This window comes from Oceanibaculum pacificum, assembly GCF_001618175.1.
GTDB classification, from domain to species: Bacteria; Pseudomonadota; Alphaproteobacteria; order Oceanibaculales; family Oceanibaculaceae; genus Oceanibaculum; species Oceanibaculum pacificum.
Window position 1 is genome coordinate 1 of record NZ_LPXN01000105.1, and the last position, 26,617, is coordinate 26,617.

Sequence of the window (26,617 nt, forward strand, 5' to 3'; positions counted from 1 at the left end):
GCCGGGTGAGGGGAGACCCGCGCTTACCCCTCCGCCAGCGCCGTCGGCTTGGGCAGCAGGCGGGCGAGGCCGTTGATCAGGGCGGCGGTTTCCTTGTCCAGCCTGCCGTCGAGGCAGGCGGGCCGGTAGCGCCGCTGGAAGGCGGTCAGGGTGGCCGGCAGGTCGGATATGTCGTAGCCGATCTGCGCCAGCAGGAAGGCGGCCTCCAGCGCGGTGCCGGGCGCGCCGGCGGGCTGCGGCTTCGGCCATAGGCCCAGCCGGTGGCGGGCGAGGCGCTGCCAGGGGAACAGCTCGCCGGGATCTTCCTTGCGGGTCGGCGCGATGTCGGAATGGCCGACCACGCGGTGGGGCAAAATCCCATGCCGCTGCCGGATGCTGGCCGCCAGCGTCAGCAGCGCGGCGATCTGCGCGTCCGGAAAGGGACGGTAGCCATGCTCGTGTCCCGGATTGACCAGTTCGATGCCGATGGAGGCGGAGTTCAGGTCGCTCTCCCCGGCCCAGAGCGACAGGCCGGCATGCCAGGCGCGGTTTTCCTCCGCGACCAGGCGGAAGCAGGCGCCGTCCTCCTCGATCAAGTAATGCGCGCTGACCTGGGCGGCCGGATCGCACAGCCGCTCCAGCGCCGCCTGGCCGCTCTCCATGCCGGTATAATGCAGCACCAGCAGATCGGGCCGCCGGCCGTCGCGGCGGTCGCCGAAATTGGGCGAGGGGCGGTCGATGACGGTCATGAGCGGGGGGCCGTCGGCTGCGCCTGCTGCGGCCGGCGGATGGTGATGATGGCGACGCCGACGATGGTGACGATACCGCCCAGTATCTTCAGCAGGCTGAGGCTCTCGCCCAGCATCGCCACGCCGGCCAGCACGCCGAAGACAGGGGCCAGCAGCGTGAAGGGCATCACCTGGGTGACCGGATATTGGCGCAGCATCCGCATCCACAAAGTATAGCCGATAATGGTGACGGCGACCGCCATGTAGACGATGGCCCCCCAGCCCTTCCAGCCGGCGGCGGCCAGCGCCGCCATGTGCCCGTCCTCCAGCAGCAGCGAGCCGAGCAGCAATTGCGGCGCGGCGAACACCGCCATCCAGCCATTCAGCGCCAGCGGGTCGATGTCCGATATCTGTTTCATCTGGATCGCCGCCACGGCCCAGACCATCGAGGCCATCAGCACGAAGCCGAGATAGAGCAGGTTGCTCTGCGTCTGCGGCTCGCCGGCCAGCAGCACCACGCCGCAAAAGGCCAGCGCCATACCCAGCGCGCGCCGCCAGCCCAGCTTGTCGTTGAAGAAAAGCGCGGCCAGCAGCGCCGAGAACGGCACCTGGATCTGTACCGCGATCGCCGCCGTGCTGGCGTCGACATGCTTCATGCCGGTGAACATCAGTGCGAAATGCACGAAGCCCAGCGTGAAGCTGAGCAGCACGATGCGGCCGAGCTGGGCGCGGGGCAGGGGAAAGAACGGCACCAGCAGGGCGGCCGTCAGCACGAACCGCAGCCCCATGATGAGCAGCGGCGGCAGCTCCTCCAATCCCCATTTGCCGAAACCGAAATTGGCGCCCCAGACCGCCATGACGAAGACAATCAGGGCGACGTCGCGCAGGTTCATGCCGACTTTGCCTGCTCGACTTCTTCGCGCATCGCCTCCAGCTCCAGCCAGCGATCCTCGGAAGTGGCGACAGCGGCGCGGGCGCGCTCCAGCAAAGCGCTGGATTTCTGGAAGCCGGCGGCGTCGCGGCGGAAGAAATCCGGATCGGCGAGCAGGGTTTCCAGCCGCGCGATCTCCGTCTCCAGCTTGGCGATGATGCCGGGCAGCTGTTCCAGCTCGCGCTGATCCTTGTAGCTCAGCTTGGCGGCGGGGGGCTTCGGCCGCTCCGGCTTTGGCGCGGCGGCTTTCGCGGCTTTCGGGGCTTCCTCGACCGGGACGGGGCGCTGCGTCAGGTAATCCTGATAGCCGCCGGCATATTCGGTGACCACGCCCTCGCCCTCGACGGCCAGGATGCTGGTGACGGTGCGGTCCAGGAAATCGCGATCATGGCTGACAAGCAGCACGGTGCCGGCATAATCGGCGACGACCTCCTGCAGCAAATCCAGCGTCTCCATGTCGAGATCGTTGGTCGGCTCGTCCAGCACCAGCAGATTATGCGGCTGGCAGAACAGCTTGGCGAGCAGCAGGCGGTTGCGCTCGCCGCCCGACAGGCTGCCGACGGGGCTGCGGAACTGCTTGTCCTGGAACAGGAATTCCTTCAGGTAGGTGGCGACATGCTTCGGCTTGTCGCCGATGAACACGGTGTCGCCGCCGGGGGCCAGCGTCTCCCACAGGCTGGTGGCGGGGTTGAGCTGCTCGCGCTTCTGGTCGAAATAGGCCAGCTCGACGCCGAAGCCGATCTTCACCCTTCCCTTGTCCGGCTTGGCCTCGCCGATCAGCATCTTCAGCAGCGTGGTCTTGCCGGCGCCGTTCGGGCCGATCAGGCCGATGCGGTCGCGGCGCAGCACGCGGGTGGAGAAATCCTTCACCAGCACTTTCTCGCCGCCCTCCGGCGTCGGATAGGATTTGAAGATGTGGTTGGCCTCGATGATCGCCGTGCCGGCCCCGTCGGCGGTTTCCACCGTCACCGTCATCTTGCCGGTCGGGCGGATGCGCTCGGCCCGGTCGCGGCGGCTGGCGAGCAGCGATTTCACCCGGCCCATATTGCGCTTGCGCCGGGCGGTCAGCCCCTCGCGCAGCCAGCGCGTCTCCTCGGCGATGCGGCGGTTCAGCTTCTGCGCCTGCATCTCCTCGTCGGCCAGCAGCTTGTCGGCCCAATCCTCGAAATGCGCGAAGCTCTGGTTGGTGCGGCGCAGATCGCCGCGTTCCAGCCAGTAGGTCTTCTGCCCCAGCCGCGTCAGGAAGGCGCGGTCATGGCTGACCAGCAGGATGCCGCCGCGGAAATTCAACAGCTCCTGCTCCAGCCATTCGATGGTCGGCAGGTCGAGATGGTTGGTCGGCTCGTCCAGCAGCAATATATCGGGGTCCGACACCAGCGTGCGGGCCAGCGCCGCGCGCCGGCCCTCGCCGCCGGACAGCCGCTCGGTCGGAGTATCCGGAGACAGGCTCAGGCGGCGCAGCACCGCCTCCACCAGATGGTCGCGGGGCGCATTGTCCTGCACCGGGCGCAGCCCCTCGGCGACGTACTGGCCGACCGTGCCACCCTTGGCGAATTTCGGCTCCTGCTGCAGATAGGCGATGGTGGCGCCCGGCTGCTGGAAACGCTCGCCGGCATCGAGATCGACCATGCCGGCCAGCGCCTTCATCAGGGTCGACTTGCCGCTGCCGTTGCGCCCGACCAGGCACAGCCGGTCGCCGACGCCCACCGGCAGGTCGACATTGGCGAAGACCGGATTGCCGCCGAAGCTGAGCGCCGCATTGCGCAGCGCCACGATGGGGGGATTGCTGGCCATGTCAGGGAAGTCTGTCCAGATATAAAGGATTGTCATTGCCGGCCTGAAACGTCACAGGCAAGGCAGTGCCCCTGGATGCCCGGATCAAGTCCGGGCATGACAGAAAAGAATGACGTCGGCTTGAGCGAATGCTCATTTCATCCCGCGATGTTTGCGGATTCGGTCGTAGGCGGCATTGATGGCGGCCACTTTCTCGTTGGCGACATCGATGAATTCCGGCGGCATGCCCTGGGCCATCAGCCGGTCGGGGTGGTTCTCGCGCATCAGGTCGCGATAGGCCTTCTTCACCGCCTCGTCATTCGCCGCCGGCTCGATGCCCAGCACGGTATAGGGATCGGCTCCGGATTCACCGGTATGCTGGGCGCGGATACGGTCGAAGGCCATCTCGTCGAAGCCGAAGATCGCCGCCACCTGGCGCAGATAATCATGCTCGGACGGCTTCAGGCTGCCATCGGCCTTGGCGATGTGGAACAGGCTGGCCAGCAACTCCTCCAGCACCGGCGAGCCGGGTTCGAACAAATTGGAGATCTGGCGCGCATAGGGCTCGAAGCCGCGCGCATCCTTTTTCGCCAGGTTGAACACGCGGGCGACGTTCTTGATCTCGTCCGGCGGCACGCGGAACACTTCCCGGAAGGCGCGGATTTCATGTTCCGAAACCGCGCCGTCCACTTTCGCCATCTTCGCGCCCAGCACGATGACGCCGATGGTGAAGGCGACCTTGCGGGTGCCGTCCTCGGTGATGCGGGGGTCCGCCTCCACCACGTCGATCTCGCGAATCTTGTCCACGGCGTGGCCGGCCAGCGCGCCCATGATCGCGCCCAGCGGCCCGCCCAGCGCGAAGCCCGCCGCTCCACCGATGATTGTGCCCCAGACGCTCATCCAATCCTTCTCCATCCGCGCGCGACCAGACCCTAGCGGCAAAGCGGCCGTCACGCCAGATGCGGCGGGTTGCCTCAGCCCCTCTCATCGACTGGCGCTTGACACTTACCCCTGCCGGCAGCATCTATGGAAGGTCGATTTGTGCAGTGCAATATAATCGACACGCATAGAGCGTTAAAGAAGCCCCTGGGGAGGGTGCCTGCAGTCGAAAGGGTACCCCTATGATCGTCTATCGTCGCCTTTGGCCGACCGACGTAAACGCCTACCACACGCATTTGATCCGGCTGACGCCAGAACAGCGCCATTACCGCTTCGGCGGCATGGTTGATGACGGCTTCCTGGAGCGCAAGACCGGCGATATCGACTGGATGCGCTGCCTGGGTTTCGGCTGCTTTGTCGATGGCGAGTTGCGCGGCGCGGTCTTCCTCATCCGCGCCCATAATGGCTGGCCGGACGAGGCGGAGCTTGCGATCACCGTCGAAGCGGCGTTCGAGGGACGCGGCATTGGCACGCAGCTTGCCCGCCGGGCGATCACCCAGTCGCGCAATCGCGGCGTGCGCCGGGTGACCCTGTTCTGCCTCAGCGATAATTACCGGCTGATGGCGCTGGCCCGGAAGTTCGACCCGAAGATGACCGTGGATCATGGCGACGCGGAGCTGACCATCGATCTCAGCCCCGCCGACCAGATCAGCTATGCGGAAGAAGCGCTGGGGCTGATGGAGACCACCCTGTCCAGCTTCTTCGAGAGCATTGGGGCGAAGGCGGCTTAAAAAGCCGTCGCCTGCCGCGTGACAGTGGCCGGGGAAGTTGCTAAGCACGTTACCGCAGTGCGACAAGATCGCGGATCGTAGCAAGGTGACGGAACATGGCGACACAACAGGTCGGCGCGGGCGAGTGGCAGTTCTGGATCGACCGGGGCGGCACCTTCACCGACATCGTCGCCAGGAAGCCGGATGGCGCGCTGGTCACCCACAAGCTGCTGTCGGAGAACCCGGAAGCCTATAAGGACGCCGCCCTTCAGGGCATCCGCGAGCTGCTGGGCCGGACAGCCGAGCAATCGATCCCGGCTGAGCTGGTCGAGGCCGTGAAGATGGGCACCACCGTGGCCACCAACGCGCTGCTGGAGCGCAAGGGCGAGCGCACGGCGCTGGCGATCACGCGCGGTTTCCGCGACGCGCTGCGCATCGCCTACCAGAACCGCCCGCATCTGTTCACCCGCAAGATCACTTTGCCGGAGCTGCTCTATGAGCGCGTGGTGGAGGTGAATGAGCGGATGAGCGCCCAGGGCGAAGTGCTGACGAAGCTTGATCTGGAGGCCGCACGCAAGGATTTACAGGCGGTGTTCGACAGCGGCATCCGCTCGCTCGCCATCGTGCTGCTGCACGGCTATCGCTACACCGAGCATGAGGCGGCGCTGGAGAAGGTCGCGAAGGAGATCGGCTTCACGCAGATTTCCGTCAGCCATCAGGTCAGCCCGCTGATGAAGCTGGTCGGGCGCGGCGACACCACGGTGGTGGACGCGTATCTCTCGCCGATCCTGCGCCGATATGTGGATCGCGTGGCGGGAGAACTGGGCGATACCCGCCTGATGTTCATGCAGTCGAATGGCGGGTTGACCGATGCCTTCCTGTTTCAGGGCAAGGACGCCATCCTGTCCGGCCCGGCCGGCGGCGTTGTCGGCTGCGTGAAGACCGCGCAGATGGCCGGCTTCGACCAGGTGATCGGCTTCGACATGGGCGGCACCTCGACCGATGTGTCGCATTTCAACGGCGAGTATGAGCGCGCCTTCGAGACCATGGTCGCCGGCGTGCGGATGCGCGCGCCGATGATGCGTATCCATACCGTGGCGGCGGGCGGCGGCTCGATCCTGTTCTTCGACGGATCACGCTTCCGCGTCGGCCCGGAATCGGCGGGCGCCAATCCGGGCCCGGCCTGCTATCGCCGGGGCGGGCCGCTGACCGTGACCGACGCCAATGTCATGGTCGGCAAGCTGCATCCGGATTTCTTCCCGCCGGTCTTCGGGCCGAAGCGCGACGAGAAGCTGGACGCCGATGTGGTGCGCCAGAAATTCGCTGCCATGGCCGCCGAAATGCAGAAATCCATGGGCGTGACGCGTACGCCGGAGGAAGTGGCCGAAGGCTTCCTGAAGATCGCGGTCGAGAACATGGCCAATGCGATCAAGCAGATTTCCGTGCAGCGCGGCTATGACGTGACGCGCTATGCGCTGAACTGCTTCGGCGGGGCCGGCGGGCAGCATGCCTGCGCTGTGGCCGACGCGCTGGGCATGAAGACCATTCTGATTCACCCCTTCGCTGGTGTGCTGTCGGCGTATGGCATGGGGCTGGCCGATCTGCGCGTGCTGAAGGAAAAGGCGGTCGAGGCCAAGCTGGCCGACGATCTGATCCCCGGCCTCGCCACCCAACTCGACGTGCTGGCCGAGGAAGGCGTCGCCGAGATGCAGGGCCAGGGCGTCGAGGACGACCACATCAAGGTGCTGCGCAAGGTGCATGTGCGCTATGACGGTTCCGACACTGCGCAGGTGGTTGAATTCGGCAGCCGGCAGGAGATCGGCGAACGCTTCGTCGAGGCGCATAAGCAGCTCTATGGCTTCTCCATGGAGGGCAAGGGCATGGTGGTGGAGGCGCTGTCGGTCGAGGTGATCGGCGTCACCGATTCCGCCGAGGACCCGATCCTCGATGCCGGCAGCGGCGTATTGCCGGCGGCCAAGGGCAATCTGCCGATGTATTGCGGCGCGGAACGCCACGACACCCCGGTCTATGACCGTCTCGATCTCGCCCCCGGCTGCAAGGTGGATGGGCCGGCCATTGTCACCGACGCCAATGCCACCACGGTGGTGGAGCCGGGCTGGCAGGCGGAGGTCACGACCCGCGACCATATGGTGCTGCGCCGGGTGAAGGCACTGCCGACCCGCGTCGCCATCGGCACCCAGGTCGATCCGGTGATGCTGGAAGTGTTCAACAATCTGTTCATGTCGATCGCCGAGCAGATGGGCGTGACGCTGCAGAACACCGCCTATTCGGTGAACATCAAGGAACGGCTGGATTTCTCCTGCGCCATCTTCGACGATGCCGGCAATCTGATCGCCAACGCGCCGCATATGCCGGTGCATCTGGGGTCGATGGGCGAGAGCGTGCGCACGGTGGTCCGCGAGAACCCGGATATCCAGCCCGGCGACGTCTATGCGCTGAACGCGCCCTATAATGGCGGCACGCACCTGCCGGACGTTACCGTTATCACCCCGGTGTTCGATGAGGCGGGCAAGAAAATCCTGTTCTATGTCGCCTCGCGTGGCCATCACGCCGATATCGGCGGCACCACGCCGGGCTCGATGCCGCCGGATTCGGTGACCGTCGATCAGGAAGGCGTGATGATCGACAATTTCCAGCTGGTCGATCAGGGCAAGTTCCGCGAGAAGGAGCTGGTCGAACTGCTGACCGGCGGGAAATACCCGGTGCGCAACGTGACGCAGAATGTCGCCGATTTGCAGGCGCAGATCGCCGCCAACGAGAAGGGCGTGGCGGAGCTTCGCAAGATGGTCGGGCATTTCGGCCTCGACGTGGTCATGGCCTATATGCAGCACGTCCAGGACAATGCGGAGGAGCAGGTGCGCCGCGTCATCGGCGTGCTGAAGGATGGCAGCTTCGCCTACGAGATGGACGATGGCAGCGTCATCAAGGTGACCGTTTCCATCGACCGCGAGAAGCGGTCGGCGAAGATCGACTTCACCGGCACCAGCGCGCAGCAGAAGACCAACTTCAACGCGCCCTCCGCCGTGTGCAAGGCCGCCGTGCTGTACGTGTTCCGCACGCTGGTCGATGACGATATCCCGATGAATGAGGGCTGCCTGAAGCCGCTGGAAGTCATCATTCCCAAGGGCTCGATGCTGAACCCGAACTACCCGGCCGCCGTGGTCGCCGGCAATGTCGAGACCTCGCAATGCATCACCGACGCGCTCTATGGCGCGCTTGGCGTGATGGGCGCGGCGCAGGGCACGATGAACAATTTCACCTTCGGCAACGAGACCTACCAGTATTACGAGACGATCTGCGGCGGCTCCGGCGCCGGCCCGGATTTCGACGGCTGCAGTGCGGTCCACACCCACATGACCAACAGCCGCCTGACCGACCCGGAGGTGCTGGAATGGCGCTTCCCGGTGCTGGTCGAGGATTTCCGCATCCGCGAGGGCTCCGGTGGCGCCGGCCTGCACAAGGGCGGCGAGGGCGTCATCCGCCGCGTGCGCTTCCGCGAGGCGATGACGGCGGCCATGCTGTCCGGCCACCGCGTCATACCGCCCTATGGTATGGCCGGCGGCGGGGAAGCGAAGACCGGCCGCAACGCCGTCGAGCGCACCGACGGCACGGTGATTGAGCTGGAACACATCAACCAGATCGAGATGCAGCCGGGCGACGTTTACGTGATCGAGACGCCGGGCGGCGGTGGCTATGGCCGCAAGCAGGCCTAAGGCGGCGGAGTAGGGGGGTTATCTCCGGGCCTCACTCTCCGTCGTCACCCTCGGGCTTGACCCGAGGGGCCAGACTTTCCTGGCGGCGGAGCTGTGAAGGGCGCGTCTTTACCTGCCCGGGGCACCTGCCGGGGCGGCGGAAAGATGCAGCCCGCTTGATCCCCACCCCCCACATCGCTACGGTTCTGGTCTTACCAGTTAAGTCACGGTGGAGTGGGTAGCCATGGGCGTCGCGGCGATCAGGCGGAACGATGCGCGGATTGAGGAGGCGGTGGCGGCGCTGAAGGCGCTGCTGGGGGACCGGCTGTCCACCGCCCGGGCCATTCTCGACCAGCATGGCAAGGATGAGAGCTATCACCCGGTGATGGCCCCCGACGCCGTGGCCTTCGCGGAATCGACCGAGGAGGTGGCTGAGATCGTGAAAATCTGCGCCGCCCACAAGGTGCCGATGATCCCGTTCGGCACCGGCACCTCGCTGGAGGGCGGGGTGGCGGCGCTGCAGGGCGGCGTGACCATTGATGTCAGCCACATGAATAAGATCCTGGAGGTCAACGCGCAGGATCTCGATTGCCGCGTCCAGGCCGGCGTGACGCGCAAGCAGCTGAACGAGCATCTGCGCGATACCGGGCTGTTCTTCCCGATCGATCCGGGGGCCGACGCCTCGCTGGGCGGCATGGCCTCGACACGGGCATCCGGCACCAATGCGGTGCGCTATGGCACGATGCGCGAGAATGTGCTGTCGCTGACCGTGGTGACCGCCGACGGGCGTATCATTAAGACGGCGCGGCGCTCGAAGAAATCGGCGGCCGGCTACGATCTCACCCGGTTGTTCGTCGGCTCCGAGGGCACGCTGGGCATCGTGACCGAGGTGGCGGTCCGGCTCTATGGCGTGCCGGAGCGGATATCCTCCGCCGTCTGCGCCTTTCCCGATCTGGAGGGCGCGGTGAACAGCGTCATCCTGATCATCCAGTCCGGCATTCCGGTCGCCCGCATGGAATTGCTGGACGAGGTGCAGATGGGCGCGTGCATCGCCTATTCCAAGCTGGAAGGCTACCAGGCCGCGCCGACTTTATTCTTCGAGTTTCACGGCACCGAGGCCGGCGTGGCGGAGCAGATCGAGATGGTGAAATCCATCGCCGGGGATTTCGGCGGCACGGATTTCAAATGGGCGACCAAGGCGGAGGAGCGGACCGCGCTGTGGGAGGCGCGGCACAAGGCCTATTACGCGGCCCTGGCGCTGCGCCCCGGCGCCAAGGGCTGGCCGACCGATGTGTGCGTGCCGATCTCGCGCCTTGCCGAGTGCATCTTGGAGACCAAGAAGGATATCGAGGCGTCGGGCATGCTGGCCCCGCTGGTCGGCCATGTCGGCGACGGCAATTTCCACCTGGTCTATGTCATCGACCCGGACCGGCCGGAGGAGCTGGCGCAGGCCAACGCCTTGAACGACCGCATGGTGCTGCGCGCCCTGGCGATGGAGGGGACGTGCACCGGCGAGCATGGCATCGGCTATGGCAAGATGGATTTCCTGGTGGCCGAGGCCGGTGAGGCGGTCAGCGTCATGCGACAGATCAAGCTGGCGCTCGACCCCGACAATCTGATGAATCCGGGCAAGATATTGCGTATTTGAGCGGCGTTTTGCGGTTTTCCGGCCGCGATGCCACACAACGCCTTGAAACTGCCATTCCCCCCCGCTACAGCATGCGGGCGACCGCTGGACGGAGCCGTGGTTCGCAAGGATAGTCGGCTCCGGCCCGATGGTGGCGTATCGCCATGCGCGAAGACATGGACGGAAGATTTGGGTATCGAAGGGGGCACAGGGTGCGGGTAGTTCTAATTATCGTCGGTAGCCTGCTGGCCCTGGCCGTCGCCCTGGTGCTGATCGTGCCGGCTGTCGTCGATTGGAACGACTACAAGCCTCGGCTGACCCAAGCGGTGCGCGACGCCACCGGCCGCGACCTCGCCATCGATGGCGATATCGGCCTGTCGATCCTGCCCACCCCCACGCTTTCGGCCCAGGGCGTGCGCTTCGCCAATCTTCCTGGCGGCAGCGCGCCGGACATGGCGCGCCTGAAGGCGCTGGATGTCGAAATCTCCCTGATGCCGCTGCTGACCGGCACGGTCCAGGTCGAGCGGCTGGTGCTGGTGGAACCCTTCATCCTGCTGGAGCAGACGGCCGACGGGCGGCATAACTGGATATTCGAAGCCCCCGCGCCCGACGCTGGCGCAACCGGCGACCCGCAGGAGGACTTCACCCCGCCGGCGCGCGGCTCCGCCATTCAGTTCGACAATGTGCGGATCGAGAACGGCACCTTGATCTATCGCAGCCCGGATGCCGCCGATCAGCGCATCGAGAAGCTGACGGCGACGATCACCGCCCCCACCCTGTACGGGCCCTACCAGGCGAACGGCACGCTGGCCTATCAAGGTAACCCGGCCACGCTGGAAGCCTCGCTCGGCAGTCTGGAATTCGATCGCCCGGCGCCGCTCTCGCTCCGTCTGGGGCTGGCGGAGCGCGGCAATCTCGCCTTTTCCGGCAGCCTTCAGCGCAGCCCGAAGCTCAGCGTCAGCGGCCGCGTGGAGGCGGAATCGGGCAATCTGTCGACCTTGCTGAACACGGTGTTCGGCGGCAAGACGCCGATCGTGGCGCTGGAGCAGAAGCTGGCGTTGCAAGGCACCCTCAGCGCGACGCCGGAGACGCTGGCGCTGGACGATATGCTGCTGACCTTCGGTGCCGCGCGCGGCACCGGGGCGTTGAATGCGCGCCTGGACGGCACACCCACCGTCGATCTGGTGCTGGAGGTCGGGCGCGTCGACCTCGACAAGATCATGGGCGACATCATCGCCCAGCGCGGGGCGGAGCCGCCGGCCCGCGCGCAGGGCCAGGACCAGCCGCAAGGCCGGCTGCAGGGAACTTCCTCCGGCTTGCCGAGCCATTTGCCGGAGGATATCAACCTCTCGCTCGACCTGACGGTCGAGGCGATCGATTATCGCGGCCGGCTGATCCGCCAGCTGCGCACCAATTTTGCGCTGGAGCAGGGCCGGCTGGCGTTGAATCAGCTCTCCGCCCAACTGCCCGGCGGCAGCGAGGCCTCGCTGCTCGGCGCCGCCAGTAACGGGCCTGATGGCGCGCGCTTCGAGGGGTCGGTGGAGATGGCGTCCACCAATCTGCGCGACCTTGCCGAATGGCTGCGCATGGATCTGTCCAAGGTGCCGGCCGAACGGCTGCGCAGCCTGTCGCTGCAAAGCGACATCGCGGTGGATTCGCGGGAACTGCGGCTCTCGCAGATCGACCTTCGGGTGGATTCCAGCAAGCTGACCGGCGGGCTGACCTATCTGCTGCAATCGCGCCCGTCCTTCGGCGCGACGCTGACATTGGACCGCTTGAACCTGGATGCCTACATGGCGGCGGTGCAGCAGCGCCTGGCCCCGGTGGTGCCGGAACAACTGCCGCGCACCGACGGCGCCGCGCCCCGGCCGTTGTTGGCGGTGCTGGACAGTTTCGACGCCAATCTGAAGCTGCAGGTCGGCCAGATGACCTATCGTGGCCAGCAGATACGCAACATCACCATCGATACCTCGGTGCTGGAAGGCGTGGCCACCATCCGCGACATCAGCGTCGCCGATCTGGCGGGCGCGCGCGCCAAGCTCAGCGGCAGCCTGGCGGCGCGCGAGGATGCGCCGGCCGGCGAGTTGCTGTTCGATCTGTCGACCCGGGCGCCGGGCCAGTTCTTCCAACTGCTGAATATCCAGGCTCCAGTGGAGCCGGCGCGGCTGGGCACGCTGGCGGTTAAGGGCAAGCTGGCCGGCACGCCGACCGCCTTCGACGTCGATAGCGCGCTGTCCATCGCCGGGGCCGAGATGAAAGTGACCGGCAGCATGGGCGTGGCGCAGTTTCCGCCGCGCCTCGATCTGGTCGCCGAAGGCAGCCATCCCAATTTGGCCCAGCTTCTTACCGCCTTCGCCGGGCGCAGCCCGACAGACGGGCCGCCGCTGGGCGATATCCGCCTGTGGTTGACCGCGCGCAGCGGCGAGACCGACGCCATGGCGATGAATGGCCGCATCGAGGCCGCCGGCGGCATGCTCAGCCTGGCCGGGGATGTGAATCCGTTTGCGCCGGTGCCTACCTTCGCGGTGCAGTTGGAGGCCAACAACGCCAATGCGGTGCGCATGCTGCGCGTGGTTGCGCCAAACTATCGCCCGCGCGGCGACCGGGATCGGCCTTTCATGTTGAATACCCGCCTGTCCGGCAATGTCTCGGCCTTCGACCTGGCCGATATCAAGCTACAGATGGGCGATATCGAAATGGCGGGCGCGGCTACGGTTTCGCGTTCCGGCAACCGGCCGAAGCTGACGGCGAAGCTGACGGCGAACGATATCGTCGTCGACCCCTGGCTGTCCGATCCCGACCGTGCGCCGAAAAGCAAGATGCCGGTGCCAGTACCGGTTTCCGGCCCGCAGGGCTGGTCGCGCGAGCCGCTGTCGCTGGCCGGGCTGCGGGCGATGGATGTCGATCTGAACGTCGAAGCCTCGGCGGTGCAGCTCGGCGAATATCGGGTCGATGAGGCGCTGCTGGCGCTGCTGCTGCAAGACGGCGTGCTCGACCTGTCAAAGCTGGAGGGCGGTCTGTTCGGCGGCACCTTCATGGCGAACGGCCAGCTTGTCGCCAACGAGACGCCGACCATGCGGCTGTCGCTACGGGTGAAGGATGCCGACTTGCGGCAGGCCGCGGCCAGTGCCGACCAGCCGCAGCATATTCGCGGCTTGGCCGATTTCGATCTCGATGTGAACAGCCGGGGCGTCAGCCAGGCGGCGCTGGTCGGCGCGCTGGCCGGCGAAGGCCGCTTCGCCGTGCGCGAGGGCGTGGCCGAGGGCTTCGACCTTGCCAGCGTCAGCGCGCAGTTGAAGGAGCTGGACAGCGCGGCCGCCTTCCTCGGCCTCGCCAAGGCCGCGTTCGGCGGCGGCGAGACGCCGTTCCAGCGGCTCGACGGCACCTACAAGATCGAGAAGGGCATGATCCGCACCGAGGATGCCACGCTGGTCGCGGCGGCCGGCGAAGGCAAGGTCACCGGCGTCATCGACCTGCCGAAGCAGCTGGTCGATGCGCAGGCGGTCTTCACCTTGACCGAGCATCCGAAGGCGCCGCCTTTCACGGTGAATTTCACCGGCTCGCTCTCCGAGCCGCAGACCAATTTCAGCACCCGCGCGCTGGAAGCTTTCATCGCGCAGCGCGCCATCGAGCGCGGGTTGATGCGCCTGATCCCGGAACAGGTGGCGCCGGACAGCGGCGCGGCCCCGGCGACCCAGACCCCGGCGACACCGGCCCCGACAACCGAGCAGCCGCAGAGCCAGCGCACGCCGACGCCGCGCGAGCAGCTGCGTCAGATGCTGCCGCGCCTCCTGAACAAGGAATAAACCTCAGAGATAGCCGAAGGCCTGGAGCGCCGGGCGGGCCGCCTCGGTCAGCCGGTCCTGCTCGGCCATTGGCCTGTCGCGCCAGCGGCCGTGGCCCGGCATGGCGGTGACGGCGGCCTGGGCTTCCTCCAGGCGCTGCGCGTCGATGCCGGGCACCAGGCTGCGCAGCAGATCGGCCAACGCCGGGCTGGTAGGATCGGTCGCCTCCTCCAGGCGCAGCACATGGTGATGCGCGCCGAACAATCGCCGCCCGCAGGCCAGTATTTCCAGGTTGGTCGCGGTCCAGAAGCGGATAGAGGCCAGCGGCAGGTCGTCGCCGGGGGCCTCGCCGAAGCGGCTTTCGTAATGCCGGTCGAGTTGCTTCTGGTTGGCGGACAATGCGATGTCCCGCCCGTCGCGCACCACATGCACGATCCGCGCGCCGGGCAGCGCCTCGGCGATGAAGGGCAGGACGAACAGCAGGCGCGGGTTTTTCCAGCCCCACAGGGCCGGTTCCCCGCCCTCGGCGCGCACCGTGGCGGCGACCTGGCGGATGCCCTCGACGCCGCTGCCGCGCAGTTCCGACGGTACGTCCGGCAAGCTATAATCCAGCGAGCGGGTCCGCGTCAGAATCGGGTTGATCAGCCGGTCCAGCACCGGCGGCAGATGGCGCAGGTCGCCGGCATGATTCACGGTCGAGCCCATGAAGGCGCCGGCGGCGATCATCGCATCGCGGATGGCGCGGGTGCCGGACCCGCCGGTGCCGCCAATAAGGATCGGGCTCATGAGGCCAGCGCCGCGGCGCGCAGGCTTTCGTCGCGCACCAGATCGGTCAATTCCGCCCGCAGCGCGTAGAATTCCGGCTGGGTGCGCAGATGGTAGTCGCGCGGGCGCGGCAGGTCGACGGCGGTGACCGCCTTCACCCGGCCGGGGCGGGCGGTCAGCACAACGATCCGGCTGGCCAGGAAAATCGCCTCCTCGATGTCATGGGTGACGAACAACACGGTCTTGCGTCGCCGCTCCCACACCTCCAGCAGCAATTCCTGCATCAGGCCGCGGGTCTGCGTATCGAGCGCGCCGAACGGCTCGTCGAGCAGCAGCAGCGCGGGGTTCGGGGCCAGCGCGCGCGCCAGGGCGGCGCGCTGTTGCATGCCGCCGGACAGGGCCTTGGGGAAATGCCCGGCGAATTCGGCCAGCCCGACCTGGGCCAGCAGATCGTCGGCGGCCTGGCGCGCCTCGGCGGTGCTACGGCCCTGCTCGATCAGGCCGAAGCCGACATTGTCGCGCACGGTGAGCCAGGGGAACAAGGCCGGCTGCTGGAACACCATGCCGCGCGTCGGCGAGGGCCCCTCGACCGGGACGCCATCCAGCGCGATGCGGCCGCTGCTCGGGCGATCCAGCCCGGCGACCAGCCGCAGCAGGGTGGATTTGCCGCAGCCCGACGGGCCGAGCAGGGCGACGAACTCGCCATCCTCCACCGTCAGGTCGATCGGCTTCAGCGCCTCGATGGCGGGCCCGCGGGCGCCGGCGTACAGACGGCCGACGCCGGAAATTTCCAGCTTTCCCATGCGATGTTAACGAGGGCTAGACGAGGAAGTTCAGATAGGAGCCGCGTGGCGCGTCCTGGTCGATTTCGTTCCGCGCCAGAAGCTGCGCCAGGCGTGTGAGCTGGCGACCGATCTCCGTCTCGTCGATGGCGGTGCGCAGCAGGGAGGGACGGCGCTGCGGGCCCTGGCGCGGGCCTTCCAGCTGCGCCTGGCGCGGCTGCACCCGCCCGGATGCGCCGTTGGCGCCCTGGCCGCCGATCCGGGGTCCTGTTGGCGTCAACGCCATGAACGCTGCCTTCCCTCGATAAAACCTGTCGTATTATGCCGTTAATTGACCAGCATTTGAAGCATGGCTTTGTCGCACCGGTCGCGATGGTCGCCAGCGGGCGGAAATGGTAGTCTATGCTGCATTTGTGAGGAATTGGGACGCCATGCATATCCTCGTCATCCAGAATCATCCCGGCTCCCCCGCCGGTATTCTCGGCCAGCAGATGGAGGCGCGCGGCGCCTGGCTGCAGGTGGTGGAGCCGCTGACCGGCGCGGCGATCCCGCAGAGCGCCGATCCCTATGACGGCGTGCTGATCCTGGGCGGCGCGCAGAGTGCGGCCGACGATGCCGGCAATCCATATTTCGCCGATCTGTTCGCGCTGCTGCGCGGCTTCCACGCGGCCGGCAAGCCGATGCTGGGCATTTGTCTGGGATCGCAATTGCTGGCCCGGCTGTTCGGCGAACGGGTCTACCGGCACGACCATGTGGAATTCGGCTTTCTGCCGCTTGAACTGACCGAGTCCGGCGGCACCGATCCGCTGTTGCGGGGACTGCCCGGCCGGCCGCACCTCATGGAGTTTCACGAGGACGCGTTCGATCTGCCGGCCGACGCCACGCTGTTGATGACCGGCAGCGGCTGTCGCAACCAGGCCTACCGGATCGGCGAAAGCGTTTACGCCTTCCAGTGCCATATCGAGGTCACGCCGGAGATCGTGCGCGACTGGGCCCGATTGCCTGCGGCGACCGAGGCGAATGGCGGGGCCGACCCGATTGCGCGCACGGAAGCGGAGATGGCGCGCCATATGGAAGGTTCGGCGCGCTTTGCCCGGCAGGTGGCGGATCGCTGGATCGATCTGGTGGCGCGCCGGCTTGCCGCCGGCCTGCGGAAGGCCGGGTAATGGCGGAGTCGCGGGACGGTGACAGGGGAGAGGGCTGGATGGAAAGGGTTAAATCGCTGTTTCGCGCGTCGCGCTTCGCTAATCGGCGCAAGCATCGGCGCTATCCGGTCAGCGCGCCGGTGGAGATATTGCATGGCGACGCCGCCGCGCGCGATGCCGAGATCACCGATGTCTCGGCTGGCGGGGCGCTGCTGATTCCGGTGCAGACGGTGGCGCCCGGCGCGTCGGTGGTGATCTATCACCCCTCCTCGATGATGCGGGTTGATGCGCGGATTGTCGCCAATGATGCGGTCGGCACGCGGGTGCAGTTCCTGTCGGAAGGGGCGGGGGCCATCGTCTCGGTCTGGCTGCGCGGGCTGCACGCCCGGCATCTCGGCGAACGGGAGATGGTTTAGCCGGTCAGCGGCGCGGCTTCGGCCATTCCGGGCTGCGGAATTCCTGAATCTCGATCAGGTAGCCGTTCGGGTCGCGCAGGAATGAGGAATAGACCTTGAATTCCTCGCTGTAGCGCGGCGGCGCTTCATACACCACGCCCTTGGCGGTCAGGAATTCGTACCAGCCATCGACATCCGGCGAGACGATGGTGAAGACCACGCCGCTCGGCTGCTTGGCGCGGATGTCGCGCGCGCAAAGGCCGACGAAGCTGTCCGGCCCGACCCTGTAGAGCCGGCAGGCGCCCTGGTCGAGCACCATCTCCAATTCCAGCACGCCACCATAGAAGATTGCACTCTTCTCCAGATCGTAGGTGTAGAGGAAGGTGACTTGCTGGTCGATCGGCGGGCGGGGCATCGGTTCTCTTCACTGCTATGGCGGATGGCGATCTAATAATTAGCCCAAGCGGCGGCCGCATGATAGATTCTTTCAATAGAATCAGAGGCAGGCGGAGCGAGGCCGAGAGCAGTACCGGATGGTGGCAGCGGAAAAATTCGATAAATCCGGACCCGAGTCCGATCAGGAGATGGATACCGGCGACCGTTCCGGCGCGCTTAATTTCGATCTGCGCACCGGCCAGCGGCTGGATCGTTTCTCCCGCACCGGAACCCATGCCTATGCGGCGGATTCGAAACTGGGCGTGCCGGGTCGGTTCTATGGCATGGTGCTGGACCCCAATCACCCGCCGCGCGTCAAGGCGCTGCGGGGGCTGAAGGGCGTGCGCCAGCCTGGCCTGACCTGGCTGGAGGAGTGGGCGGTGGTCCCCTGGCCGCTGGCGGGCGGCGCCCAGCGGCTGGTCTGCGTGTTCCGACAGCCGAACGGCGATCCGATCTTCGACGAGCGCTATTCGCCGATCATGCCGATGTCCGAACGGGTCGTGCTGGACGATTTCCTGCGGCCCACGGTGGAGATGCTGCTCAATCTCTACCGGCTTGGCCTGTCGCATGGCGGCATCCGGCCGACCAATATCTATGAATGCCGCGACCAGCACCGCTTCGTCCTCGGCGAATGCGTCAGCATCCCGCCGGGCCTGGATCAGCCGGCCCTGTTCGAGAATGTGGACCGTGCCGCCACTGAGCCGCTGGCGCGGGGAGAGCCGACAATGGCCGACGATGTCTACAGCCTGGGCATCACCATGGTGGCGATGCTGATCGGCCGCAACCCGGTGCCCGATCTGGACGATAAGGGGTTGCTGCGCAAGCGCGTCGAGGGATCGACCTTCATGATGCTGGCGGAGCGCCACCGCCTGCCCTACGCCACGTTGGACTTGCTGCGCGGCATGCTGCAGGACGATGCGCGGGATCGCTGGTCGCTGATGGATATTGATGCCTGGCTGAGCGAGGCGACGATACCGCCCTTTCGCCTGCATCTGCCGAAATCGGCGGGTTGGCCAATGGAATTCCACGGCAGCCAGCACGGCACCCTTCGCTCGCTCGCCTACGCGGTTGCCCGGCACCGGGATATCGAAGGCGCGAAGGAATTTCTGAAAAGCCGCAAATTCCGCAACTGGATGGTGCGCGGTCTCGACGAGGAGCGCCTGCTGATCTCGCTGGAGGGGCTGTTCACCGAGCGCGAGGACGTCAATACCGACAGGATGGCAGAGGCGGTCTCGCTGACCTGCATGCTGATCAACCCCTTCGCGCCGCTGCACTATAAGGGGCTGGCGGTGAACCCGACCGGCATGGGCACGATGCTGGCCGCCAGCATGGATGACAGCGTCATTCGCGGCCTGCTGATCGAATTGGTGAAGACCAACCTGCCGTTGCGCTGGCTGGGCATGCAGTCCGATACGGAGGGCTATGTCTCCACCCACCGCCAGCTTACCAAGGCTCAGGGGCTGGCCAGCCGCGCCGGCTGGGGCTTCGGGGTCGAGCGCGCCCTGTATGAGATGCAGCCGGCGGCGCGCTGCCTCAGCCCGTTGCTGGAGCGCTTTCTGATCTACCGGGTGGAAACCATTCTGCTGGCGCTGGAGCAGGTGGCTGCCAGCGCCAAGGAACCTTTTCTCCCGGTCGACCGGCACATCGTTGCCTTCGTGATGTCGCGGCGGCGCGATTTCTCCCTCGCCCTGCTGGATGGCATCGACAGCGAGGATTCGTTCGTGAAGGCCCAGGCCGCGCTGCGCTTCGTCGCCTATCTGGAGGAGAAAATCGCCGGCGCCGCGCTGCCGGAACTGACCCGCATGATTGGCGCCATGCTACAGCCCGGCATTGACCGCATCCTGCGCCCCCGCCGGAAACACGATTTGCAGCGCAAGACCGATAAGGCCATCGAGGACGGCAAGTTGCAGGCGCTGCTCGATGTGTTCAAGCAGGGCGGGCTGTTCGAAAAGGATCAACGCGAATTTGCCGATGCCTGTTTCCGCTGGCGGGTCAATAATTCCCATCTGATATCGGCAGAGCACGACCAGAAACTGATGATGGCCCGCGCCGGGGAGATCGGCAGCCGTGTCGCCTTCTTCATCGCGATCAGCGCGTCGTCGCTCGTCGCGTCCGGCATCATGCTGTTCATGCTGATCTAGCGGCCCCTCTGGCGAAAGCCCGCCTTCCGGCTATACTGGCGCCATGAAGCTCTATCGGTTCCATAGCGAGCGGCCGGCCAACCGCCATCGCGAATTGCTGATCCTGTGCGCGCGCATTGGCTATAACCCGTAGCGCTGGGTGTGTTCCGAACCGCCGGTCCAGGCGACCGGCGTCCCCGACACCGCCCTCCACGGAGCCTGCCGCATGAACGCCGTTAACCGTTCCATCGACACCAAGACCTATCAGCAGCGCGACGCCGCGCACCATCTGCACCCCTTCACCGACTACAAGGCGCTGGCCCGCGAGGGCACGCGGGTGATCACCCGCGCCGAGGGCTGCCATATCTGGGATTCCGAAGGCAACAAGATCCTCGACGGCATGGCCGGCCTGTGGTGCGTGAATGTCGGCTATGGCCGCAGGGAGCTGGCCGACGCCGCCTACAAGCAGCTGATGGAGCTGCCCTTCTATAATAGCTTCTTCAAGACCACCAACGCGCCGGCAGCCGACCTGGCGGCGAAGCTGGCGGAGGTGACGCCGGCCGGGCTGAACCACGCCTTCTTCGCCAATTCCGGGTCGGAGGCGAACGACACCATCGTGCGCATGGTGCGGCACTACTGGAACCTGAAGGGCCAGCCGGACCGCAAGACCATCATCAGCCGGGAATATGGCTATCACGGCTCCACTATGGCCTCGGTCAGCCTGTGCGGAATGAGCGCCATGCACGGCCAGGGCGACCTGCCGCTGCCCGGCTTCCACCATATCGATCCGCCCTACCAGTTCCGCGACGGCGCCAACATGACGCCGGAGGAATTCGGCCTGGCGGCGGCGCGCAAGCTGGAAGCGGCGATCCACCATATCGGGCCGGACAGGGTGGCCGCCTTCATCGCCGAGCCGATCCAGGGGGCCGGTGGCGTGATCATCCCGCCGATGAGCTATTTTCCGGAAATCCAGCGCATCTGCCGTGAATACGGCATTCTGCTGATCGCCGACGAGGTGATCTGCGGCTTCGGGCGCACCGGCCGCTGGTTCGGCTGCGACAGCTTCGACATCCAGCCCGACCTGATGCCGATCGCCAAGGGCCTGTCCTCGGGCTATCAGCCGATCTCTGCCGTCATGGTGGGGGAGCGGGTGGCGACCACCTTCATCGAGGAAGGTGGCGAGTTCTATCACGGCTTCACCTATTCCGGGCATCCGGTGGCGGCTGCCGTGGCGCTGGAGAACATCGCCATTATTCAGCGCGAAAAGCTGGTGGAGCGGGTGGCCGGCGATATCGGCCCGTATTTCGCCGAGAAGCTGCGCAGCCTGGAGGATATCCCCATCGTCGGGGAGGTTCGCACCATGGGGCTGATCGGCGCGGTGGAGCTGGTGAAGGACCGCAAGAACCGCACCTTCTTCGAGCGGCTGGGGGCCACCGGCACGATCTGCCGCGACCATTGCTTTGCCAATAATCTGGTGATGCGCGCTGTGCGCGACACGATGGTGGTCTCCCCGCCGCTGATCATCAGCCACGACGAGGTGGACGAGCTGGTCGCCAAGGCCCGCGCCGCGATCACCGCCACGGCGCGGGATGTCGGTGTCCTCTAGCATCGAGGCGGCGGGCGGGACGGTCGGCTGGCTGACGGCCGACGACGGGATTCGCGTCCGCTACGCCGTGTTCTCGCACGCCAAGCCGCGCGGCACCTTCCTGGTGCTGCCCGGCTTCACCGAGTTCATCGAGAAATATCTGGAAGTCGTCGCCGAATTGCAGGCGCGCGGCTTCCAGGCCGTGGTGCTGGATTGGCGCGGCCAGGGCAAGTCCGACCGGGCCTTGGAGGATCGGCACAAGGGCCATGTGCTGCATTTCGGTCATTTCCAGCAGGATACGGCGCAGCTTCTGGATGCGGTGGTGACGCCTCTGGCGGCTGGCGGGCCGCTCTACGGGCTGGGCCATTCGATGGGCGGCCATAATCTGCTGCGGCTGCTGCATGACCGGCCGGGGCGGTTCCGTTGCGCCATTGCGGTGGCGCCGATGGTCGATGTCTGGGCCGGCTGGCTGCCGCCCTGGGCCAGCCGCCTGATCGTGCGCATCGTCGCGCGCTTCACGCCGAACCATTATGTGCCGAAGACCGGGCCTTACGATCCGGAAACCAAACGCTTTGCCGGCAATCCGCTGACAAGCGACCGGGAAAGGTTCGAGCGCACCAAGCAGCTCATCCTGGCCGATCCCGAACTGGCGCTGGGCGGGCCGACCTGGACCTGGCTGAAAAGCGCCTATGACAGCATGGATACGCTGTCCGACCCGGCCTATGCGGCGGCGATTGACACGCCGGTGCTGCTGGCCAGCGCCGGGGCGGACCGGATCGTGCGTAGCCCGGCGCAGCATCGCCTGGCGCGGTTGATGCCGGCTTGCCGGCTACTTGATATGCCCGGCGCGAGGCACGAAATTTTGCTGGAACGGGATGACATTCGCCAAGCCTTCTGGCAGGCAGTGGACGATTTCCTGGCCGAGCATGAAGGAGAGAAGGCGTGAGCACCCCGGTCGAGGAGGGCTTCCATATGCCCGGCGAATGGCATCCGCATCGCCGTTGCTGGATGGCCTGGCCGGTCGGCGACCGGCTGTGGGGGGAAAAGACCGGCCAGGCGCATGACGCCTTCGTCGCCGTCGCCCGCGCCATCGCCCGGTTCGAGCCGGTGGCGATGCTGGCCAACCCGGCCGACGCGCCGGTCGCGCGCCGGCTGCTGGGCGACGCCGCCACGGTGATCGAGGCGGCTTTCGACGATTCCTGGTTTCGCGATACCGGCCCCAGCTTCGTCATCGACGGCAAGGGCGGCCTTGCCGGGGTGGATTGGGTGTTCAACGCCTGGGGCAACCGCCAGCCGCACGATAAGGACGCCGCGATAGCCGGCTGGCTGCTGGCGCGCGAGGGCATCGCCCGCTATTCCAGCCCGCTGGTGAATGAGGGCGGGGCGATCCATGTCGATGGCGAGGGCACGATGCTGGCGGTGGAGACGACCATCCCCAACGCCAACCGCAATTCGCTGACTCGCTATCGCATCGACAGCGAGCTGCGCGACGCGACCGGCTGCACCAAGGTGATCTGGCTGCCCGGCGGGCTGGACGGAGATTACGGCCCGGTCGGCACCGACGGGCATATCGACACGGTGGCCTGCTTCGCCCGGCCGGGCGTGGTGCTGGCGCAGGTGACGCTCGACCCGGCGGACAGCGACTATGCGACGCTGCAGGCCAATCTCGCCATCCTGAAGGGGGCGACCGACGCCAGGGGGCGGAAACTGGAGATCGTCGAGATCGAGCAGCCGGCCCGGCGCGAGGATCACGCCACCGGTGGCCGCCTGCCGATGTCCTATGTGAATTTCTACCTGGCCGGCACGTCCGGCGGCCCGCGGGGGCTGGTGCTGCCGGTCTATGACGACCCGGCGGACGGGCCCGCCATCGCCACGCTGCGACGGGTGTTCCCGGATCGCGAGATCGTCACCATCCCCGGCACCATCCTGTTCGAGGGCGGCGGCGGGGTGCATTGCATCACGCAGCAGGAACCCGCGCCTTAGGACGTTTCCGCGCTCATGGTGAACGCCATCACGCCGAGGAAGCGATTCACCACCGTCTTGTTATCCGACAGCGGCAGGATCGCCACCTCGTAGCGCAGGAAGTGCTTCTGTCGCCAGCCGACCGGCCCGAAGGCGCGGGCCGGGATCGCTTCGTCGCGAATTTTGCAATAGAGCAGACGGGTATGCTCGCCCAGCACGGTATCGACCAGCTGGCCGGTATTGTCCACGCCGACCCAGCCGGTGATGCGGGTGCCGATCAGCGTGTAGCGGAAATTATCGATCTCCGGCAGCGATTCGACGAGAAACAGATCGCCCAGATAAGGCTTCATCCTGGCCGGGTCGAAATCGGCGCGGGCCGGCAGCCGGCCCGGTGCCGATTTGCTGCGCCACAGCTCGACCACGGCCCGAACGCTCGGCGACTGGCAATCGAGCGCGAAATCGACAAAGCTGCCATTCGGTCCGAGGGGCTGGAGCGGGCGGCTTGCGTTCATGCTGCTTCCGGCTTTGCGGTATCGGTCACGCCTATTCTACGGCGTCATACTCTTTTAGGATCATCGGCGGCATCGTCGGCGGGGTCAACCGCCCGGCTGGAATTTCACGTCACATCACCAATATGGCGGCTATCCGCCAATGCCCAGCAATTTGGAGAGGCTGAATGACCGAAGTGACTCTTGCCGCGACGCAGATGGCCTGTTCCTGGGACAAGGCGGCCAATGTCGCCCGGGCCGAGGCGCTGGTGCGCGAGGCGGCGGGACGGGGCGCGAACGTCATCCTGATCCAGGAGCTGTTCGAGACGCCTTATTTCTGCGTCGACCAGAAGCTGGAGCTGTTTCGCCTGGCCAGCCCCATTGCCGAGAACGAGACGGTGAAGCGCATGCAGACGCTGGCGGTTGAACTGGGCGTGGTGCTGCCGGTCAGCGTGTTCGAGCGGGCGAACAACGCCTATTACAATTCCATCGTCATACTGGATGCCGACGGCGCCAATCTGGGCGTCTACCGCAAGTCGCACATTCCCGACGGGCCGGGCTATCAGGAGAAATTCTACTTCAACCCCGGCGACACCGGCTTCAAGGTGTTCGATACGCGCTTCGGCAAGCTAGGCTGCGCCATCTGCTGGGACCAATGGTTCCCGGAAAGCGCGCGCGCCATGGCGCTGATGGGGGCCGACTTCCTGTTCTACCCCACCGCCATCGGCAGCGAGCCGCAGGATGCCAGCCTGGATTCGATGGAGCATTGGCGCACCACGATGCGCGGCCATGCGGCGGCCAACATGATGCCGCTTCTCGCCAGCAACCGTATCGGCCGGGAGGAGGGCGACGCCGCTGGCATCACCTTCTACGGCTCCTCCTTCATCGCCGACCATAAGGGCCAGCTTGTGGCGGAAGCGAACCGCACCGACGAGACGGTGCTGACCGCCCGCTTCGACCTGGACCGCATCCGCGCCGAGCGCGCCGGCTGGGGGTTTTTCCGTGATCGCCGGCCGGAATTATATGGGCCGCTGATGACCTTGGATGGACAAACCCGGCGCTAGGTCAATCCAGAATACGATCGGCGGCCGTCTTCCTTTCATTTTCCGCATCATGCAAAAGACAGGGCCAGATACCCTGTACTGAAACATCCCGTTTATGAATCCGTCTCAATTCGCGATTGCTTGCCAAGGCAAGGCGGATATGCCGGCGTTATTTTTATTTTTTGCGAGATTTTTGTGGTTTCCATCGTGTTTACCATCTTACGGTATGTGGAATACGCCGTTATGCACCGGCAGGGCGGGCGGCGCCTTATGACCAACCGGATGGGACGATGCTCGACCGGCAAATCATTGAGGGGCGGATCGAGACGCAAGAGCTGTCTCTGGACCTTCTCGGCTATGGGAGCCTGTACAAACTGCATCGCTACTGGGATCAGGCGCGCCAGGGGCGGCGCTGGCTGCGCTATGATTTGCTGCGGCCGGAGGAATTCGCCTTCGCCTGGCCGCGTGTCGCCCTGGTGGAACGGCGGGAGAAGCCTTGCCGGAATCGCCAGTTCCTCATCCGCTTGACCGGCTCCAATCTCGAGAACACGCCGTTTGGTTTCACCGCGGGCAGCTTCGTGGAGGATGTCGCGGTCGATTGGTATCGCGCGCATCTCATGGCCCGCTACGCGCGCTTCTTCGAGGCCGGCCAGCCCTGCCTGGACCGCGTGCGCGTGCAGCTTCCGCCGGCGTCGCGCCACTTCGCCTATGACCGGCTGCTGCTGCCCCTGACGCTGACCGGCGACCGCGTCGATCTGCTGCTGCTCGCCAGTGCCGGCTCCGACCCGCTCAACCTGTATATGGCCAGCCAGATGCGGGATTACGCGGTCGATGCCTAAAAGGCCGCCCAGCCCGGCTTGCGCGGGGTGAGGCGCGTCTCGCCGACGGTCATCGCGCCGTCGGCTTCCAGCGCCTCCAGCCGGATCAGCGCCAGGCCCTGTCCGTCCACGGCGCTGCGCATCTCGCCCGCTTCCTTGCCGGCGCTCTCGATGATGGCGCCGGGTTCGGGGATCGGCCCGTCGATGGCGACCGGCATCAGCCGCTTCTTGATCAGGCCGCGATATTTGGTGCGCGCGGTCAGCTCCTGGCCGACATAGCAGCCTTTCTTCCAATCGACGCCGCGCAGCTCGTCGAAGCCATTTTCCAGCAGAATGGCCTTTTCCACCTGCATGTCGCGGCTGCCGTCGGGCAGGCCCAGCGAGATACGCAGCCAGTCGTAATCGGCAACTAGGCCGGCCGAGAAGCCGGCCTGCTCCAAGGCGGCCATGTCGGGCAGATACAGCCGCGCCCCGGCCTCCGCCAGGCGGGGATCGACGAAGGCCACGCCCGCGCCGAAGCCCGTGGCCGCACCGGGCTCGGCCGGCAGGCCCAGCGCCTCCAGCGCGTCGTCGCCATAGGCCAGCGCCACCGGCCAGTCCAGCAGTTCCAGCACCACCTTGGAACGCAGCTTGTAGAGCGACAGACGGCGCTTCAGATCTTCGATGCGGTCAGCCTCCGCCTCCAGCAGAAAGGCGTCCTCCCGTTCGACGATGAAGAAATCATGCAGAAACTTGCCCTGCGGCGTCAGCAGCGCCGCCCAGATCGCCCGTCTGGGTCCGGCTTTCTCGATGTCGTTGGAGATCAGCCCCTGCAGGAAGCCGCGCCTGTCCTCGCCGGCGATCCTCAGCAGACGGCGGGGCGGCAGGATAAAATGGCGGTCGGTCATTCCGGTC

At 66.2% G+C, this 26,617-nt stretch carries 22 protein-coding genes; 12 read left to right on the forward strand and 10 right to left on the reverse strand.

Annotated elements, in window-relative coordinates; all coding sequences use genetic code 11:
- Positions 1-23 precede the first annotated feature (23 nt).
- The 4 genes from AUP43_RS09235 to AUP43_RS09250 all read right to left on the reverse strand — a co-directional run bounded on the left by AUP43_RS09235 (position 24) and on the right by AUP43_RS09250 (position 4,311).
- Entirely contained in the window at positions 24-728 is a 705-nt protein-coding gene (locus tag AUP43_RS09235; protein ID WP_067555582.1) for an N-acetylmuramoyl-L-alanine amidase, read from the reverse strand.
- Positions 725-1,600, reverse strand: coding sequence for a DMT family transporter (locus tag AUP43_RS09240; protein ID WP_067555584.1), 876 nt, complete (start codon positions 1,598-1,600; stop codon positions 725-727). Before AUP43_RS09240 ends, AUP43_RS09235 begins: the two co-directional genes overlap by 4 nt.
- Positions 1,597-3,432: an ATP-binding cassette domain-containing protein gene (locus AUP43_RS09245; protein WP_067555587.1), complete on the reverse strand. Its 1,836-nt coding sequence runs from the start codon at positions 3,430-3,432 to the stop codon at positions 1,597-1,599. Before AUP43_RS09245 ends, AUP43_RS09240 begins: the two co-directional genes overlap by 4 nt.
- Positions 3,433-3,564: 132 nt before the next feature.
- Positions 3,565-4,311, reverse strand: a complete 747-nt coding sequence (locus tag AUP43_RS09250) for a TerB family tellurite resistance protein (RefSeq protein ID WP_067555590.1) — start codon at positions 4,309-4,311, stop codon at positions 3,565-3,567.
- A 221-nt stretch (positions 4,312-4,532) separates the two neighbouring features.
- Between AUP43_RS09250 and AUP43_RS09255 the strand changes: the two genes are divergently transcribed.
- From AUP43_RS09255 to AUP43_RS09270, 4 genes are all read left to right on the forward strand, one after another.
- On the forward strand, positions 4,533-5,081 hold the full coding sequence (locus AUP43_RS09255; protein ID WP_067555593.1) for a GNAT family N-acetyltransferase: 549 nt from the start codon (positions 4,533-4,535) through the stop codon (positions 5,079-5,081).
- A gap of 95 nt (positions 5,082-5,176) precedes the next feature.
- The gene (locus tag AUP43_RS09260) at positions 5,177-8,794 is read left to right on the forward strand and encodes a hydantoinase B/oxoprolinase family protein (RefSeq protein ID WP_067555604.1); all 3,618 of its coding nucleotides are present in this window, start codon (positions 5,177-5,179) and stop codon (positions 8,792-8,794) included.
- Between the two features lie 223 nt (positions 8,795-9,017).
- A complete protein-coding gene (locus AUP43_RS09265) occupies positions 9,018-10,421 on the forward strand; it encodes an FAD-binding oxidoreductase (RefSeq protein ID WP_067555607.1) in 1,404 nt (467 codons plus the stop codon).
- A 191-nt stretch (positions 10,422-10,612) separates the two neighbouring features.
- Positions 10,613-14,206: an AsmA family protein gene (locus AUP43_RS09270; protein WP_067555610.1), complete on the forward strand. Its 3,594-nt coding sequence runs from the start codon at positions 10,613-10,615 to the stop codon at positions 14,204-14,206.
- Positions 14,207-14,209: 3 nt separating this feature from the next.
- On the opposite strand, the gene AUP43_RS09275 is transcribed toward AUP43_RS09270, so the two are convergent.
- From AUP43_RS09275 to AUP43_RS09285, 3 genes are read right to left on the reverse strand one after another with little or no spacing between them, the layout of a single operon-like run.
- Positions 14,210-14,971, reverse strand: a complete 762-nt coding sequence (locus AUP43_RS09275) for a sulfotransferase (RefSeq protein ID WP_067555614.1) — start codon at positions 14,969-14,971, stop codon at positions 14,210-14,212.
- Positions 14,968-15,753 (reverse strand): ABC transporter ATP-binding protein, encoded by a 786-nt coding sequence (locus AUP43_RS09280; protein ID WP_067555617.1) that lies wholly within the window; start codon positions 15,751-15,753, stop codon positions 14,968-14,970. Before AUP43_RS09280 ends, AUP43_RS09275 begins: the two co-directional genes overlap by 4 nt.
- A gap of 16 nt (positions 15,754-15,769) precedes the next feature.
- Complete coding sequence (locus AUP43_RS09285; RefSeq protein ID WP_067555620.1) at positions 15,770-16,018, reverse strand: hypothetical protein; 249 nt, start codon at positions 16,016-16,018, stop codon at positions 15,770-15,772.
- Positions 16,019-16,163: 145 nt separating this feature from the next.
- Here AUP43_RS09285 and AUP43_RS09290 point away from each other — a divergent pair, with 145 nt between their 5' ends.
- Together AUP43_RS09290 and AUP43_RS09295 are read left to right on the forward strand one after the other, a co-directional pair.
- Entirely contained in the window at positions 16,164-16,898 is a 735-nt protein-coding gene (locus tag AUP43_RS09290) for a type 1 glutamine amidotransferase (protein WP_067555622.1), read from the forward strand.
- A 38-nt stretch (positions 16,899-16,936) separates the two neighbouring features.
- Entirely contained in the window at positions 16,937-17,293 is a 357-nt protein-coding gene (locus AUP43_RS09295) for a PilZ domain-containing protein (RefSeq protein WP_067555625.1), read from the forward strand.
- A gap of 4 nt (positions 17,294-17,297) precedes the next feature.
- Here AUP43_RS09295 and AUP43_RS09300 read toward each other — a convergent pair whose 3' ends face one another.
- Complete coding sequence (locus AUP43_RS09300) at positions 17,298-17,687, reverse strand: VOC family protein (protein ID WP_067555628.1); 390 nt, start codon at positions 17,685-17,687, stop codon at positions 17,298-17,300.
- Positions 17,688-17,805: 118 nt separating this feature from the next.
- On the opposite strand from AUP43_RS09300, the gene AUP43_RS09305 reads away from it, so the two are divergent.
- The 4 genes from AUP43_RS09305 to AUP43_RS09320 all read left to right on the forward strand — a co-directional run bounded on the left by AUP43_RS09305 (position 17,806) and on the right by AUP43_RS09320 (position 23,395).
- Positions 17,806-19,848, forward strand: a complete 2,043-nt coding sequence (locus AUP43_RS09305) for a protein kinase family protein (protein WP_067555632.1) — start codon at positions 17,806-17,808, stop codon at positions 19,846-19,848.
- A gap of 205 nt (positions 19,849-20,053) precedes the next feature.
- Positions 20,054-21,433 carry an aspartate aminotransferase family protein gene (locus AUP43_RS09310; protein WP_067555634.1) on the forward strand — a complete coding sequence of 460 codons (1,380 nt, stop codon included), beginning with the start codon at positions 20,054-20,056 and terminating at the stop codon, positions 21,431-21,433.
- A complete protein-coding gene (locus tag AUP43_RS09315) occupies positions 21,423-22,358 on the forward strand; it encodes an alpha/beta fold hydrolase (protein WP_198154867.1) in 936 nt (311 codons plus the stop codon). Before AUP43_RS09310 ends, AUP43_RS09315 begins: the two co-directional genes overlap by 11 nt.
- Positions 22,355-23,395: an agmatine deiminase family protein gene (locus tag AUP43_RS09320; protein ID WP_067555640.1), complete on the forward strand. Its 1,041-nt coding sequence runs from the start codon at positions 22,355-22,357 to the stop codon at positions 23,393-23,395. Before AUP43_RS09315 ends, AUP43_RS09320 begins: the two co-directional genes overlap by 4 nt.
- On the opposite strand, the gene AUP43_RS09325 is transcribed toward AUP43_RS09320, so the two are convergent.
- Positions 23,392-23,886, reverse strand: coding sequence for a PAS domain-containing protein (locus tag AUP43_RS09325; RefSeq protein WP_067555644.1), 495 nt, complete (start codon positions 23,884-23,886; stop codon positions 23,392-23,394). The genes AUP43_RS09320 and AUP43_RS09325 overlap by 4 nt on opposite strands.
- A 164-nt stretch (positions 23,887-24,050) precedes the next feature.
- Here AUP43_RS09325 and aguB point away from each other — a divergent pair, with 164 nt between their 5' ends.
- A complete protein-coding gene (aguB, locus tag AUP43_RS09330; RefSeq protein ID WP_067555648.1) occupies positions 24,051-24,926 on the forward strand; it encodes an N-carbamoylputrescine amidase in 876 nt (291 codons plus the stop codon).
- A gap of 269 nt (positions 24,927-25,195) precedes the next feature.
- Positions 25,196-25,744, forward strand: a complete 549-nt coding sequence (locus AUP43_RS09335) for a PAS domain-containing protein (RefSeq protein WP_067555651.1) — start codon at positions 25,196-25,198, stop codon at positions 25,742-25,744.
- Here the strand turns inward: AUP43_RS09335 and ygfZ are convergent.
- Positions 25,741-26,610: a CAF17-like 4Fe-4S cluster assembly/insertion protein YgfZ gene (ygfZ, locus tag AUP43_RS09340; protein WP_067555654.1), complete on the reverse strand. Its 870-nt coding sequence runs from the start codon at positions 26,608-26,610 to the stop codon at positions 25,741-25,743. The two genes, AUP43_RS09335 and ygfZ, sit on opposite strands and share 4 nt — an antisense overlap.
- Between the last annotated feature and the right edge of the window lie 7 nt (positions 26,611-26,617).